The organism is Oceanobacillus rekensis, from assembly GCF_002153375.1.
Classification (GTDB): domain Bacteria; phylum Bacillota; class Bacilli; order Bacillales; family Amphibacillaceae; genus Oceanobacillus; species Oceanobacillus rekensis.
The window spans coordinates 271,946-286,685 of record NZ_MTBQ01000002.1; the positions used below are offsets into that span (position 1 = coordinate 271,946).

Consider the following 14,740-nt stretch of genomic DNA (forward strand, 5'->3'; position numbering starts at 1 on the left):
TTTCGGCACAAATCTATCATATATATAGATTATAAAAAAGGAGAGATAAGACATGCATTTAAGATTAACGGAAGAACAAAAAATGGTTCAAGAAACGATTCGTAAATTTGTTGAAAAGGAATTAATACCACTTGAAAATGAAGTGCTTCGGAATGAAAGGGAAGGGAAACCAAGTCTTCCAATTGAAAAACAGGAAGAGCTTACTTTAAAGGCAAAAAATGCAGGCTTTTGGGGGATCAATACACCGGAAGAATATGGTGGTGCTGATTTGGGACAAATGATGCAAGCTATCGTTTCAATGGAAGTTTCAAAAACCTTCGTTCCTTTCAAATTTGGAGGGTCTGCTGATAATATCCTTTATTATGCAAACGATGTACAGAAGGAAAAGTACCTCATTCCAACAATTAATGGAGAGAAGAAATCGTGTTTTGCAATGACAGAGCCAGGTGCAGGATCTGATACAAGAAATATTAGGATGACAGCAGTTAAGGATAGTAACGAATGGGTGCTGAACGGTGAAAAAACGTTTATAACCGGTGGGAATGAAGCTGACTTTGTAATGGTTATTGCGATTACAGATAAAGAATTACATCAGAAATCAAAAGGTCGTCAAGGCGTTACGTGTTTCATTGCTGACCGTGACATGGGCTGGAGGTCTGAGTATATTCATACAATGGGAGAATGGGGTCCTGCTAGTTTAGTCTTTGAAAATGTTCGTGTTCCTGAAGAAAATATCCTAGGAGAACTTCATGGCGGATATAACCTTGGATTAGAATGGATTGGTTTTGCAAGATGGATTGTTGGGGCACGTGCAGTTGGTTCGGCAGAACGTTTATTGCAAATGGCGATTGATTATGCAAATGAGCGTGAGACGTTTGGGAAACCAATTTCTGAAAGGCAAGCAATTCAGTGGCAGATAGCAGATTCTGCAGTTGAAATTGAAGCGGCTAAATGGTTGGCGCTAAATGCTGCATTTACACTTGACCAAGGAGAAGATAATCGTCATCTAGCTTCAATGGCTAAATTGTATGGAGCAAATATGGGCAATAGAGTAATTGACCGGGTCCTACAAATTCATGGCGGAATGGGATATACAAGAGAATTGCCAATAGAACGCTGGTACCGTGAGGCAAGACTATGGAGAATTTATGATGGTACAGATGAAATTCAACGCTTGATTATCTCTAGGAATCTATTAAAAGGTAATGTAAAAATCGGACAATATATCTAAAAATATAGATCAAAACATAGGAGGAATGAGAAATGGCAGGGAATTTTGAAGGTAGAGTAGCATTTATTACAGGTGGTAGCAGAGGGATTGGAAAAGGTGTTGCATTAAGGTTTGCAGAGGAAGGGGCAAAGGTTGCAGTTATTGATATTAATGAAGAAGCATTGAATGAGATAAAAACAGAATTTGCTGAAAATGGTTATAAAATTTTCACCAAGAAAGCGAATGTTGTTAACGTGGAAGAAGTAGAAGCAGCAGTACAAGAAATTGTTGCAACCTATGGAACAGTAGATATATTAGTAAATAATGCAGGGATTATCCGCGATAATCTATTTTTCAAAATGACAGATAGTGACTGGCAACAAGTTATGGATGTTCATTTAAAAGGGTCTTTTAATGTAGCAAGATCAGTTCAAAAATACATGGTAGATCAAAAATATGGTCGTATAATTAATATTTCATCTACATCTGCACTTGGAAATCGCGGGCAAGCAAATTATGCGACAGCGAAAGCAGGTTTGCAAGGATTTACAAAAACACTAGCAATTGAACTAGGAAAATATGGAATCACTGCAAACTCTGTTGCGCCGGGATTCATTGAAACGGAAATGACAAGAGCAACTGCTGAAAGAGTAGGCGTTCCTTTTGATGAGTTTGTAAAATTTAGCGTTGGTAAAATTCCTGTTGCTAGAAGTGGTAAACCAGCGGATATAGCCAATGCAGTTGCGTTTTTTGCTGATGAAAAATCATCCTTTGTTAGTGGCCAAGTTATTTATGTTGCAGGAGGACCAAAAGCGTAACTCTATATATTTATATAAAGGAGATGTGATGTGTGTATGTTTGAGGAGCTTATTGGAAAAAAATCAAATAAAGTAAAAAACAAAGTTGAAAGAGGCTTAGTAGAAAGGTTTGCAGAATCTATTGGTGATTCAAGCCCTATTTTTGTTGATGAAGAGGCTGGAAAGCAATCAAGATATGGACAAAACATTGCACCGCCAACATTCCCTCGTACTTTTAACTATGGGAAGGTCAAGGGGCTCCATTTACCCAATAAGGGATTAATTCATGGCGAACAAATTTATCATTATGTTAGACCATTATTAGTTGGAGAAGAAATATATTGCTATACAGAAGTGAAAGATTACTATGATAAAACAGGTAAAAATGGCTTGATGGGTTTTTTACTCACGAAAAGATATGGTGAGGATTTAAAAGGAAACCTTATTTTTACCGAAGAATCGATTGTTATTATCAATGAGGCTGTAAGGGAGGCATTGAAGGTATGAAACAATTAGTTGAATTAACTTCGGGTGATGCATTGGAAACTATTCTAGAACCTGTAACTAGAATGGATTTGATTAAATATTCAGGAGCCTCTGGAGATTTCAATCCAATTCACACAGTTGATGAAGAAGCTACAAAAGTAGGGTTACCTGGTATTATTGCCCACGGAATGTGGACCATGGGGAATTTGGCAAAACTCTTTACACCTTATTACGAAGAAGGATTTATTCAAGATTATAAAATAAGATTTGCTGGAATGGTTTTTCTGGATGACGTTATTACGCTAAAGGCGAAAGTAGAGGAAAGTACAGACGAATATTCAGTTTTTAACGTTAAAGCTATCAACCAAAATGAAAAAGTAGTTATCAAAGGTACGGTACGTTTCCTGAAAAGATAATGGATAAAAATAATTTTAAAGGGGATTAGCTAAATGAACTTTGAATATTCTGATAAAGTTAAGGAACTACAAGAGAAACTAAACAATTTTATGGAGAAATATATCTACCCTAATGAGAAGAAATACGAGGAACAACTTAAACCAGATGATAGATTTGCGGTAGTACCACCTATTATGGATGAACTAAAGCAAAAAGCTAGGGAAGAGGGACTTTGGAATCTATTTTTACCAGAGAGTGAATATGGTGCAGGTTTAACAAATGTAGAGTACGCGCCGTTATGTGAAATCATGGGCCGATCTAGTATTGCCCCAGAGGTATTTAATTGTGCAGCACCTGATACGGGGAATATGGAGACTATTGTTCGATATGGAACGGAAGAACATAAGGAAAGGTGGTTAAAACCTTTATTAGATGGAGAGATTCGTTCTTGTTTCTCAATGACCGAACCAGATGTGGCTTCATCGGATGCAACAAATATTCAAGCTAGTATTGTGCGCGATGGGGATGAATATGTCATTAATGGTACTAAGTGGTGGTCTTCTGGTGCGGGTGACCCACGTTGTAAAATTGCAATCGTTATGGGAAAAAATGACCCTGATGCACCAAAGCACAAACAGCAATCTATGATTCTAGTACCACTGGATACTCCGGGAGTCACTGTTAAGCGAACATTACCTGTGTTCGGCTATGACCATGCACCACACGGTCATGCAGAAATAGAATACAAAAATGTACGTGTACCAGCATCTAATATGCTACTTGGCGAAGGAAGAGGATTTGAAATTGCACAAGGAAGATTAGGGCCTGGTAGAATCCATCACTGTATGCGAACAATTGGCGCGGCAGAAAGAGCTTTAGAATTGTTATGTAAGCGAGTGCAAGAGAGGGAAACTTTTGGGAAAAAACTAGCTGAACAAGGCGTTATTCAAGAATGGATTGCAGATGCAAGAATAAATATTGAACAGGCTAGACTTTTAACGCTTAAAGCTGCTTATATGATGGATACAGTCGGTAATAAAGAAGCAAAGGCAGAAATAGCGATGATTAAAGTTATTGCTCCTAATATGGCATTGGAAATAATTGATCGAGCAATTCAAGCATTTGGTGCTGCTGGTGTAACGGAAGATTACCCATTAGCTGCAACCTGGGTAAAGATTCGTACATTAAGGTTGGCTGATGGACCGGACGAAGTACACCGTAGAGCGATTGCAAGACTTGAATTAAAGAAATACCGTTAAATTATAGGAATAAGGAGGGAAAACATGCATGTTAATGAGCTTTTTAACCTAACAGGAAAGACTGCAATAATAACTGGAGGAGGTCGTGGTCTAGGCAAGCAAATTGCTGAAGGCTTCGCTGAAGCTGGTGCTAATATAGTTGTTTGTTCAAGAAAAGAAGAGAATTGTAAAGAAGTAAGTCAACAGCTACAAGACAAGGGAACCGAAACATTAGCACTAAAGTGTGATGTTACTAGTCCTGAAGATATTAAGGATGTTGTTGAAAAGACCCTTGAGAAATTTGGTAGGATTGACATATTAGTTAATAATAGTGGGGCTTCGTGGGGGGCTCCCGTTGATGAAATGCCATTAGAAGCTTTTCAAAAAGTAATGAATGTAAATGTTGTGGGGACATTTTTAATGTCACAAGCAGTTGGTAAGGTTATGACTGAGCAAAAATATGGAAAAATCATTAATATCGCTTCTGTTGCTGGACTGAGAGGGTCAAATCCAAAATTCATGGATGCAATAGGGTATAACTCAAGTAAGGGTGCAGTTATTACTTTTACAAAGGATCTAGCTGTTAAATGGGGACCACGTGGGATATATGTTAATGCAATTGCGCCAGGTTTCTTTCCAACGAAGATGTCGAAGGTTCTTATTGAACGAGGTGGAGATGAAATGCGTGAACGAACACCACTTCGAAAATTTGGCTCGGAAAATGACTTGAAAGGTGCAGCATTATTCTTAGCAGCTGCAGCATCAGATTTTGTAACTGGAGAAACGATTGTAGTTGATGGTGGAAAAAGTGCAATGTAATAATTTAAGTAAAAAAAGATAAGGAGTGAATGGAAATATGAAAAGAGATGCGGTAATTGTATCAGCTGTCCGAACTGCAATTGCAAGACAAGGAGGTTCATTAGCATCTGTTCCTGCTCATGTTTTTGGAGCAGAGGTTATAAAAGAAGCAGTGAAACGGGCTAATATTGACCCAGAGTCGGTAGATGATGTGATTTTTGGTAATGTACTTAGTGGTGGCGGAAATATTGCTAGACTTACAGCATTACAGACAGGTCTATCTCCCAATTTACCAGGACTTACAGTAGATCGTCAATGTGGCTCAGGTATTAATGCAGTAGCCCTTGCTGCACAGGCAATACAATCTGGTACAGGGGATATTTATATTACTGGTGGTACAGAAAGCATGAGTCGTGCGCCATATCTAATGGATCGTCCAGAAAAAGCGTATAGCCCAGCACTTCCAAACTTTAGAAAATCGCAATTATCTCCAAAAGAAATAGGTGACCCACCTATGGGGATTACAGCAGAAAATCTCGTGAAGAAATACAGTATTAGTAGAGAAGAACAGGATGAATACGCATTAAGAAGTCAACAAAGAATGGCTAAAGCCATGGAGGAAGGGTACTTTGACGAGCAAATTGTTCCAATATCGGTACCAGTCCGTAAAGGAGATCCTATTGTATTTGATAAAGACGAACATCCACGTCCGAATTCAACATTAGAAGCGTTAGCTAAACTACCGCCAGCTTTTGTTAAAGATGGCTCAGTAACAGCAGGGAGTAGTTCTGGATTAAATGATGCTGCATCTGCACTAGTCGTAATGTCTAGGGAAAAGGCAGAAGAATTAGGTCTTACACCATTAGCTACTATTCGTACTTCTGCAGTTGCTGGTGTGGATCCAAATATCATGGGTATTGGACCAGTACCAGCAACGAAAAAAGTACTCGAGAAGTCAGGACTTAGCCTAAAAGATATGGACATTATTGAACTAAACGAAGCTTTTGCATCTCAGGTCATTGCGTGTGATAGAGAGTTGTATTTTGACCCTGAGAAACTAAATGTAAATGGTGGAGCAATTGCACATGGGCATCCACTAGGTGCAACTGGTGCAATTCTAGTAACGAAAGCAGTTTATGAATTAAAACGTTCGAACGGAAGATACGGTCTGGTCACTGCGTGTATTGGTGGCGGGCAGGGAATTGCATTAATTATTGAAAGAGCCTAAAAAGTAAATACTACACCATATTGCCGACTATACGAATGTGCTTTGTACTAGACTAATGAAAGAGAGGAATTTGCCTGTGAAGGAGAAAATTATTAGAGAAAGCATAGATTTATTCGATGAAAAGGGGTTTATCGAGACATCAATTCAGGATATAGTCGGCAATATTGGTGTTACAAAAGGAACATTCTATTATTATTTTGAGAGTAAGCAGGAGCTGTTAAGAGATATACACTTATCTTATCTTCAAGAATTATTGGAAGAACAGCAAATAATTTTAGGGGATAAAGATAAAAATCACATAGATAAACTATACAGCGTTATCTATCTACTGATTAGAAAAATTAAAAGTCATGGACCAAATGCGAGAATACTATTTAGAGAAATGCGGCATCTAACAAAGGAAAATATGGAACAGATTAAAAAGAAAAGAAAAGAATTCCGTAACAATTTTAAAGCGATGATAGAAGAAGGAATTCAAGTTGGGGAATTTAAAAATAATATACGGTCCGATATTCTTGCAATTGGTATTCTAAGTATGACCAATCGTAGTTATTACTGGTATAACCCAGATGGAGAAATAGATGAGAGGGAACTGGTAGATTTATATTTAGAACTTATTTTGAATGGTATAAAAGCGTGAAATGTACGATTAAGAATTAAAGGTGGGGAAGACAACAATGTCGTATTCTCATGAAGTAGAAGTATTTGTAAGGTTATGCGAAACAGATGCATTAGGTCATGTCAATAATACGAGTCATTTTCGATATTTTGAAGAAGCTAGGGGGAAGTTTTTCAAAATTATTTATCCGGATAGAAGTTCTTCCTTTAATTTCATAATAGCTTCCATCAAGTGTGACTACATACATCAAGCTTTTGCAGGAGAAATTCTAATTGTAAATACAAATATAAATCGAATTGGTGATAAGAGTTTCACAATTACTCAAATACTTAAAAACAAGGAAACAGGGATTACTATTGCAATGGGGGAACTTGTACTCGTTTGTTACGATAACGTAAAAGGAATAAGTATTCCCATCCCAGAACCGCTGAAAGAAAATCTTGAAATGCAGTTAAGTTATCACTAATTTAAATCTTACAAAATGAATAAGAGGTTTTGTTAATAAAGGTTGATCAGATTTAGGGAAGTTTTATTAATCTACAATATATTTGAGTGGAGGGAGAGAATGAATAATAATTATTTTAAAATTAAAGACTCCTATATATATGGACTTGTAGTATTACTTGGATTATTACTTCTAATCATTGTAATACCGATGCAAATCCAAAGTGGAGAGCCTAGGTTGATGCCTTATTTGTATGCAGCAGGATTATTGATTGTCGGTCTGTATAAGTTTATCTCATTCTTATTCAATAAAGAGAGCGAATATTTAAAATTTAACAAAACAGTTATTAAATATGTTGGCTTAAATATCTTGATATATACAGCTTATATATTTTTAATTCAGCATATTGGTTTTTTTATAATGTCAATTATTTTCATAGTTGCTCTATTACGTGTACTTGGTGAGGGATGGAAAATTACAATCATTTTAAGTGTGGTATTACCTGCCTCTATTTATCTATTATTTACGCAAATATTAGCTCTGTATTTTCCTTCAGGAATCCTATTCTAAAATACTCCAAATCTGAGGAGGTGTAGTAAAAGATGTTTACACAAATAGTTGAAGGTTTCTCCATGATGTTCACTCCTATGACAATTCTTTTAATATTAGCTGGTGTTATTGCTGGAACCTTTTTAGGTGCGATACCTGGTTTAACTTCAACAATGGGGATTGCATTAATTCTACCAGTCACTTTTTACTTGGACCCAATTGCTGGAATTAGTATGTTAATTGCTATGTATAAAGGTGGAATGTTTGGAGGAAGTATATCTGCAATATTGTTTAATGCTCCTGGAACCCCCGCTGCGGCAGCTACTGCTCTCGACGGGTATGTACTAAAACAGAAAGGGTATCCGCGTAAAACGATACGGCTTGCTCTAATATCATCAACAACAGGTGACTTAGTAGGTAATCTGGTACTTATTTTTACTGCTGGATTACTTGCATCAGTAGCATTACGATTTGGACCAACGGAGAATGCTTCATTAGTTATTTTTGCTTTGGTTTTAATCATAGTGATAACTGGAAACTCAATAGCAAAGAATCTTATTTCAGTATTAATAGGATTGTTAATTGCAACAATTGGAGCAGATCCAGTTACTTCCATACCACGTTTTGACTTTGGAATGGTTGAACTTTCTGGTTCTGTAAGTATTATAGCACTTGTTATTGGTTTGCTGGCAGTTTCAGAAGTATTTGAAACAATGGCCCAGCATTACCGTAATCGTAACAAGGCTGATAAATCTAAGTCGAACATATCTGAAATTGAAATGGGCGAAAAAAGTCAGAATGTGGATAAGGATGAGGATAACTTAACTTGGAAAGAGGTTACTGCAGTTAAGAGAACACTCGGACGCTCAGCGATAATTGGAACATTAATTGGTGCTCTTCCTGGCCTAGGTCCAGTTACGGCTTCGTTCGTTAGTTATGCGCAAGCAAAGAGTAAATCTAAGAATGGTGATAACTTTGGTAAGGGTGAAAAAGAGGGCGTAGTTGCAGCCGAGACTGCAAATAGTGCTGTAGGTAGTTCAAACCTTATTCCACTCCTATCCTTAGGTATACCTGGAGATGCAACTGCAGCTTTGATTTTTGGTGCGTTAATAATTCACGGTATTATTCCTGGGCCTCAACTTATTGAGACAAATGGTTCTATTGTTTATGGGATATTTGCTGGAATGTTATTGGCATCGGTGTTTTGTTTAGTTATAAATTGGTATGCAAGTAATATTTTTCGGAAGATTGCAGTAATACGACCGACGGTGTTAATGCCAGTAATTCTTGTTCTGTGTATTGCAGGAACATATGGATATAGTCAAGCTTCCTTTGATATTATCGTAATGTTTATCTTCGGTGTATTAGGTTTTGTATTGAAGAAGGTAGAGATTCCATTAGTAGGGGTTGTTATTGGCTTTGTACTGGGACCCAAATTGGAAGAATCAATTAGGCAAGTCTTGGTTTTATCGAACGGAGATCTAGGTGTATTCTTTACTAGACCAATTTCTTTGGCGTTTTTAATTATCGCACTATTTGTTACCTTTGGTCAATTCAGAAAGGAAAAAAAGTTAAAGGACGAGAAAAAGGCAGCATAAAAATCACATAATACATCTTTCCTATTATATAAGGTTATTAAAAAAGGTGGTGTTTAAGTTGACGAACTCTCATGACATAGAAGTTTATGTTAGATTTTGCGAAACCGATGCAATTGGGCATGTAAATAATACAAGTCATTTTCTGTATTTTGAAGAGGCGCGTACAAAGTTTTTTAGAATGATTCATCCAAATAGACAATCTTCTTCAAGCTTTATATTAGCGTCGATAAAGTGTGATTATATTGAGCAAGCTTATGCAGGCCAGGTATTAAAGGTGTCAACTAATGTTTTATATATAGGGACTAAAAGTTTCACAATAAGACATAGGCTCATTGCAAGTGATAGTAATAAAATAATCGCAGAAGCAGAAGCGGTTACAGTTTGTTTTGATTTTAAAAATCAAAAGACAATACCTTTAAATAGGGAACTAAGAGAAAGCTTAGAAGAATATATGGTTTAAATAAAAGATTTGAGGAGGTGCAGTATGTCATCTGAAGTAATTCCTATTCGAGAAGGAGAAGAAATTGATTTAGTCAAAATGGAATCATTTTTAAAAGAGAGTATAAAAGATCTGCCAAATGAGACTTTGACAATGAAACAGTTTAGTGCTGGACGTTCTAATTTAACATATCTATTAAAAGTGGGAGATTGGGAAGCGGTCTTGAGACGACCTCCCTTAGGACCGGTTGCTCCTAAAGCACACGATATGGAAAGGGAGTTTACAATCTTAAAAGAGATTTCGCCGTATTTTTCTCCAGCACCCAAACCTTATCTGTTTGTTGACAAGGAGATTAGTATAATCGAATGTCCTTTCTTTATTATGGAAAGGAGACAAGGAATTGTTTTAGACACTGAATTCCCAAGTCATATTACTTACACTGAAGATTTAGGGCGGAAAATTTCTGAAATAATGGTAGATACATTAGTCTCTTTACATCAGATTGATTATACAAAAACAAAATTAAAGGATATGACCAAACCAAGTGGTTTTTTAGAACGACAGGTTAATGGTTGGATTTACCGGTATGAAAGGTCTAAGACAGAAGAATTAGAGGGTATTGAACAATTAAAAAAATGGATGCTAAATCATATTCCGGTATCACAAAGCTCTACAATTATTCATTATGATTATAAACTAAATAATCTAATGTTTACGAATGACTTTAGTGAAATAAATGGGTTGTTTGATTGGGAAATGACAACAGTGGGGGATCCATTAGCAGATTTAGGTGTAGCCATGAGCTATTGGAAAGAGGGAAATGATTCACCGCTTTTACAAAAAGGGTCAGAAATTGATACGGTCACTGTATATCCAGGTTTTATGTCACGTAATGAATTTATGGAATTGTATGCAAAGAAAAGTGGTAGAGACGTATCGAATATGAACTTTTATTTGACTTTTGCTTATTTTAAATTAGCTGTCATTTGCCAGCAAATCTATTATAGGTGGAAAAAAGGACAAACAAAAGATGCTCGATTTAAAGATTTAAATTTATATGTAAATAATTTAATTAAATATTGTTTAGAAACGACAGTGAGTAAGAATCTATAAGATATTAATGAGAAAGTGTAGTTGTTAAAGGTTCCAACAATATACAAATAGATAGGGGATTTTAATATGCAAAAGCAAATTGAAGTATCAAATCATTTATTAGTGAACATTAATAATGGGATTATGAACATAAAACTTAATCGACCAGAAAGTCTGAATGCTTTTAGCACGGAAATGATTTCGGGATTAAAAGAAGCACTAAGAAATGCAAAAACGAACAATGATGTAAGGGTTATTACAATCTCAGGATCAGGTAGGTCATTTAGTTCTGGTGGCGATGTAAAAAGAATGGGGAAAAGGAAACCAATAGAAACCTACGAGCATATTGGGAATTTAAACGAATTAATTCTTGCTATGAGAGATTTGGAAAAACCAATTATTGCAGCTGTACATGGGTATGCTGCGGGTGCTGGATTTAATCTAGCTCTAGCAAGTGACATGATTCTAGCTGCTGAGGATAGTAAGTTTGTTTTGAGTTTCTCTAAAGTAGGATTAATTTCCGATGGAGGAGGATTATATTTCCTACCAAGATTAATTGGTAGTTACCGTGCGAAGGAACTCTTCTTTAATGCTGAACCTATTACAGTAGAAGAAGCACATTCACTAGGTATTGTTAATCATGTATATCCTTTAGAAGACTTCGAGAATCGTGTAGAGGAATTTGTTGCAAAAATTGCTGCAGGACCATCGAAAACGTTTGGATTAATTAAAAAGATTGCCGATCAGTCATTACAATCAAGCCTAGCAGAAATACTTGAACAAGAGCGCATTACGCAGGCAACGATTGCAACAACGGAAGACCATGCAGAGGGAATCTTAGCATTTAAGGAAAAAAGGAACCCAAATTTTAGTGGGAAATAATATCCTTTCTTAAGCAAGATGTTTAACTAGTAACCAATGAATGAAATCAAAACAATCTATCTAAGAGAGGATGATATAAATGAAGAAAAAGACTGTTTTGGGGATATTCATAGCTATATTACTATCACTTTTGGTTGCATGTAGTTCAGAGTCTAGCGGTAGTGGTGATTCTGATTATCCTAAAAAACCCGTTACATTGATGTTACCCTATGGTTCTGGAGGAACGACTGATTTATATTTTAGGGAGTTTACGAATATTGCAGAAGAGCATCTTGGACAGAGAATAATTATTAAAAATGAAACTGGCGGTGGAGGATTATCCATGTATTCTACGCTCGCAACTGCAGACACCGATGGATATACAATGGCTGCTGGTATGGGAACATCTCTTTATGCGATAAATCCACATCTTGAACTAATGGAACATGATGGAGAAGATTTTACGCTTGTTTCACCTGCAATGCAATACCAGTACGTATTTGTTGCACCTAGTGATGCTCCTTATCAAACATTTGAGGAGTTAATAGAGTACTCAAAAGAAAATCCATTAACATTTGCTGCCTCTAGTACGACAAATCATCTGTTCGCTGAGACTATCAATAAGGCGGAAAATTTCGATTTGCAATGGAAGATAGTTAATTATACTAGTGATTCCGAGTCTATTGCAGCGGTTTTAGGTGGGCATGTAGATTTTACATTGGTTTCGCCGATAGCAGTAGCTGGTTCTGAGCAGGCAGGGGATATAAACTATTTAGCTGTTTCACCTGAAAAGTTTGAATCTCATCCTGATGTCCCTACAATGGATGAGTTGGGATATGAATTAGATATAACAGCAATGATAGGTATTGGTGGGCCTAAAGGTTTACCAGAGGACGTTGTAGCTAAATGGGATGATGTAATAAAGAAGACGTTAGAAGACCCTAAACTTATTGAATTTGCAGCCAAAAACTATTATACGCTGCCAAATATGTCTCAGGAAGAAATGGATGACTTTTTTACCAACCAAAGAGAACGCTTTGGTGAGGTCATTGATCGAGTAGTGGAATAGAATTTTTTCGTCATGATACGAGAACGAGTAATAAACAAAATTATTCAGTCACAGGGAGGAGGACTAATGAATGTATAAAAAGTTAATTTTCATAGTCATGTTCGCTAGTATGTTCTTTATTTTAGTTGCTTGTAGTGAAGAATCAAGTAGTAGTGATGGTGAGTCGGACTACCCTAAAAGACCTGTTACGATGATGGTTCCTTACGGGGCAGGTGGAACAACCGACCTTTACTTTAGGGAGTTTATTAATATAGCAGAAGAACACTTAGGGCAGAGGATTATTATAAAAAATGAAACTGGTGGCGGCGGGCTATCAATGTATTCTACTCTTGCAAATGAAAAACCAGATGGGTATACAGTTGCTGGTGGAATGGGGACTTCGTTATATGGAATAAATCCACATCTCAATTTAATGGAACAGGACGAGGATGATTTTATACTGGTAAGGCCAGTAATGGAATATATGCATGTGATTGCTGCTAGTAAAGATGCACCTTTTCAAACATTTGAAGAGCTATTAGAGTATTCTAAGGATAATAAGGTTACTTATGCTTCATCCTCTACTACAAATGCTATAATGGCAGAATTAATTAACCAAGAAGAAGATTTTGAGTTGCAATGGGAGGCCGTTAATTATAGTAGTGCAGCTGAGACGACTTCAGGGGTTTTAGGAGGTCATGTAGATTTTACACTTGATACAATTACCCCAATGCTTGGTTCTATTCAGTCGGGGGATATTAACCTTTTAGCTGTCATTCCTGATACGAAATTAGAAACTCATCCAGATGTACCAACCTTAAAAGAATTAGGTTATGAGTTTGACATGAGCGCTATGATTGGAATAGGAGGACCAACTGGTCTACCGGAAAATGTTGTAGAAAAATGGGAAGAAGTAATTAGTAAAACGATGGAAGATCCTAGACTTGTAGAATTTGCAAAGAAAAATAATTATATTTTGCCAGATTTGAATTCTGAGGAAGTAAAAGAATACTTTGACAATCAAAGAGAACAGTTCGGTCAGGTTATCGATAGGGTAGTTGAACAGTAGTTTTATAAATAGTTATAGTGATGCTTAAATGGAAAAGGTCAATAGTAGATTTATTTTTCATTTAAGCATACTTTTTATTATTCATAACTAATATTTTTACCTAAGGAGGTAAGAAATGAGAAGGTGTCGACTGTGGTTAACAAAAGAGGAGATTAAACCAGAACTTTTACACGGTAATACAGTAGTTGTGATTGATGTTCTGCTAGCAACTACAACACTTCTTACAATTATGGAAAGAGGTGCAAAAAGAGTCTTCCCAGTTGAAAATAAGGAGGATGCAGTAAATTTACAAGCTAAATTAGGAGATATGGCCATTACTGGTGGGGAACAAAGGGGAAGAAAAATAGACGGGTTTTCTCTTGGTCATTTGCCAAAAGATTTTCCTCCAGAAGTAGTAGCGAATAAAGATGTCATTTTCTTATCAACAAATGGCACACGAGCAATTTGTAGATCTGCTAATGCTAATACAGTATTACTAGCTAATCTAAGGAATGCCCCTACTGTGGCGAAATATTTGAACACGATACAGGATGAAGATATATATATTGTGTGCTCTGGTGCTGGGGGCCATTTTTCACTTGAAGATTTTCTGTGTGCGAGCATCATTATATCTCAACTTAACCTAGACAATGTCAAGTATAACGATGCTGTACAATTATCTTTACAGCAGAAATTTAATAGTAAGAATAAGGTTAAAAGTATTTTAGAAAAAACTAGAGTTGGTCGTTCTAGTATTAAAAAGGGAATGCAAGATTTAATTGATTTTACTGGAGACGTTGGTGCATCTGAATTACTAGTTCACGTGAAAGATGGAGAGTTAAAGGAGCTAAATAGTAGTTTATTAAATAGTATGACTAAATAATACAA

The 14,740-nt window shown here is 36.4% G+C and carries 17 protein-coding genes; all 17 read left to right on the forward strand.

All coding sequences use genetic code 11. The annotated features are described in order from the left end of the window. Positions 1-52 precede the first annotated feature (52 nt). The 17 genes from BV906_RS05245 to BV906_RS05325 all read left to right on the forward strand — a co-directional run bounded on the left by BV906_RS05245 (position 53) and on the right by BV906_RS05325 (position 14,735). Positions 53-1,231 carry an acyl-CoA dehydrogenase family protein gene (locus tag BV906_RS05245; RefSeq protein ID WP_087972394.1) on the forward strand — a complete coding sequence of 393 codons (1,179 nt, stop codon included), beginning with the start codon at positions 53-55 and terminating at the stop codon, positions 1,229-1,231. A gap of 32 nt (positions 1,232-1,263) precedes the next feature. Next, positions 1,264-2,028 carry a 3-oxoacyl-ACP reductase FabG gene (gene fabG / locus BV906_RS05250; RefSeq protein ID WP_087972395.1) on the forward strand — a complete coding sequence of 255 codons (765 nt, stop codon included), beginning with the start codon at positions 1,264-1,266 and terminating at the stop codon, positions 2,026-2,028. Between the two features lie 36 nt (positions 2,029-2,064). Further along, complete coding sequence (locus BV906_RS05255) at positions 2,065-2,514, forward strand: MaoC family dehydratase N-terminal domain-containing protein (protein ID WP_087972396.1); 450 nt, start codon at positions 2,065-2,067, stop codon at positions 2,512-2,514. After that, positions 2,511-2,909 carry a MaoC/PaaZ C-terminal domain-containing protein gene (locus BV906_RS05260; protein ID WP_087972397.1) on the forward strand — a complete coding sequence of 133 codons (399 nt, stop codon included), beginning with the start codon at positions 2,511-2,513 and terminating at the stop codon, positions 2,907-2,909. The genes BV906_RS05255 and BV906_RS05260 overlap by 4 nt, the downstream gene beginning before the upstream one ends. 33 nt (positions 2,910-2,942) lie before the next feature. Next, entirely contained in the window at positions 2,943-4,148 is a 1,206-nt protein-coding gene (locus BV906_RS05265) for an acyl-CoA dehydrogenase (RefSeq protein WP_087972398.1), read from the forward strand. Between the two features lie 24 nt (positions 4,149-4,172). Beyond that, complete coding sequence (locus BV906_RS05270) at positions 4,173-4,946, forward strand: SDR family oxidoreductase (RefSeq protein ID WP_087972399.1); 774 nt, start codon at positions 4,173-4,175, stop codon at positions 4,944-4,946. A gap of 37 nt (positions 4,947-4,983) precedes the next feature. Beyond that, a complete protein-coding gene (locus BV906_RS05275) occupies positions 4,984-6,153 on the forward strand; it encodes a thiolase family protein (RefSeq protein WP_087972400.1) in 1,170 nt (389 codons plus the stop codon). Positions 6,154-6,229: 76 nt separating this feature from the next. Beyond that, the gene (locus BV906_RS05280; protein ID WP_087972401.1) at positions 6,230-6,793 is read left to right on the forward strand and encodes a TetR/AcrR family transcriptional regulator; all 564 of its coding nucleotides are present in this window, start codon (positions 6,230-6,232) and stop codon (positions 6,791-6,793) included. 37 nt (positions 6,794-6,830) lie between these two features. Then, positions 6,831-7,238, forward strand: a complete 408-nt coding sequence (locus tag BV906_RS05285) for an acyl-CoA thioesterase (protein ID WP_087972402.1) — start codon at positions 6,831-6,833, stop codon at positions 7,236-7,238. A gap of 99 nt (positions 7,239-7,337) precedes the next feature. Next, positions 7,338-7,787 (forward strand): tripartite tricarboxylate transporter TctB family protein, encoded by a 450-nt coding sequence (locus tag BV906_RS05290; RefSeq protein WP_087972403.1) that lies wholly within the window; start codon positions 7,338-7,340, stop codon positions 7,785-7,787. 32 nt (positions 7,788-7,819) lie between these two features. After that, positions 7,820-9,364, forward strand: coding sequence for a tripartite tricarboxylate transporter permease (locus tag BV906_RS05295; protein ID WP_087972404.1), 1,545 nt, complete (start codon positions 7,820-7,822; stop codon positions 9,362-9,364). A gap of 58 nt (positions 9,365-9,422) precedes the next feature. Continuing rightward, positions 9,423-9,824, forward strand: a complete 402-nt coding sequence (locus BV906_RS05300; RefSeq protein WP_087972405.1) for an acyl-CoA thioesterase — start codon at positions 9,423-9,425, stop codon at positions 9,822-9,824. 24 nt (positions 9,825-9,848) lie between these two features. Further along, a complete protein-coding gene (locus tag BV906_RS05305; protein WP_087972406.1) occupies positions 9,849-10,916 on the forward strand; it encodes a phosphotransferase family protein in 1,068 nt (355 codons plus the stop codon). 66 nt (positions 10,917-10,982) lie between these two features. Beyond that, entirely contained in the window at positions 10,983-11,777 is a 795-nt protein-coding gene (locus BV906_RS05310; protein WP_087972407.1) for an enoyl-CoA hydratase/isomerase family protein, read from the forward strand. 79 nt (positions 11,778-11,856) lie between these two features. After that, positions 11,857-12,825, forward strand: coding sequence for a tripartite tricarboxylate transporter substrate binding protein (locus tag BV906_RS05315; protein WP_087972408.1), 969 nt, complete (start codon positions 11,857-11,859; stop codon positions 12,823-12,825). Positions 12,826-12,895: 70 nt separating this feature from the next. Next, on the forward strand, positions 12,896-13,873 hold the full coding sequence (locus BV906_RS05320; RefSeq protein WP_087972409.1) for a tripartite tricarboxylate transporter substrate binding protein: 978 nt from the start codon (positions 12,896-12,898) through the stop codon (positions 13,871-13,873). Positions 13,874-13,988: 115 nt separating this feature from the next. Further along, the gene (locus tag BV906_RS05325; RefSeq protein ID WP_087972410.1) at positions 13,989-14,735 is read left to right on the forward strand and encodes a 2-phosphosulfolactate phosphatase; all 747 of its coding nucleotides are present in this window, start codon (positions 13,989-13,991) and stop codon (positions 14,733-14,735) included. Positions 14,736-14,740: the final 5 nt, after the last annotated feature.

Bases quoted from the DNA above. Each gene is read 5' to 3' on its own strand.
- BV906_RS05245 (WP_087972394.1), top strand. From the start codon at position 53: ATGCATTTAAGATTAACGGAAGAACAAAAAATGGTTCAAGAAACGATT.
- fabG (WP_087972395.1), top strand. From the start codon at position 1,264: ATGGCAGGGAATTTTGAAGGTAGAGTAGCATTTATTACAGGTGGTAGC.
- BV906_RS05255 (WP_087972396.1), top strand. From the start codon at position 2,065: ATGTTTGAGGAGCTTATTGGAAAAAAATCAAATAAAGTAAAAAACAAA.
- BV906_RS05260 (WP_087972397.1), top strand. From the start codon at position 2,511: ATGAAACAATTAGTTGAATTAACTTCGGGTGATGCATTGGAAACTATT.
- BV906_RS05265 (WP_087972398.1), top strand. From the start codon at position 2,943: ATGAACTTTGAATATTCTGATAAAGTTAAGGAACTACAAGAGAAACTA.
- BV906_RS05270 (WP_087972399.1), top strand. From the start codon at position 4,173: ATGCATGTTAATGAGCTTTTTAACCTAACAGGAAAGACTGCAATAATA.
- BV906_RS05275 (WP_087972400.1), top strand. From the start codon at position 4,984: ATGAAAAGAGATGCGGTAATTGTATCAGCTGTCCGAACTGCAATTGCA.
- BV906_RS05285 (WP_087972402.1), top strand. From the start codon at position 6,831: ATGTCGTATTCTCATGAAGTAGAAGTATTTGTAAGGTTATGCGAAACA.
- BV906_RS05290 (WP_087972403.1), top strand. From the start codon at position 7,338: ATGAATAATAATTATTTTAAAATTAAAGACTCCTATATATATGGACTT.
- BV906_RS05295 (WP_087972404.1), top strand. From the start codon at position 7,820: ATGTTTACACAAATAGTTGAAGGTTTCTCCATGATGTTCACTCCTATG.
- BV906_RS05305 (WP_087972406.1), top strand. From the start codon at position 9,849: ATGTCATCTGAAGTAATTCCTATTCGAGAAGGAGAAGAAATTGATTTA.
- BV906_RS05310 (WP_087972407.1), top strand. From the start codon at position 10,983: ATGCAAAAGCAAATTGAAGTATCAAATCATTTATTAGTGAACATTAAT.
- BV906_RS05315 (WP_087972408.1), top strand. From the start codon at position 11,857: ATGAAGAAAAAGACTGTTTTGGGGATATTCATAGCTATATTACTATCA.
- BV906_RS05320 (WP_087972409.1), top strand. From the start codon at position 12,896: ATGTATAAAAAGTTAATTTTCATAGTCATGTTCGCTAGTATGTTCTTT.
- BV906_RS05325 (WP_087972410.1), top strand. From the start codon at position 13,989: ATGAGAAGGTGTCGACTGTGGTTAACAAAAGAGGAGATTAAACCAGAA.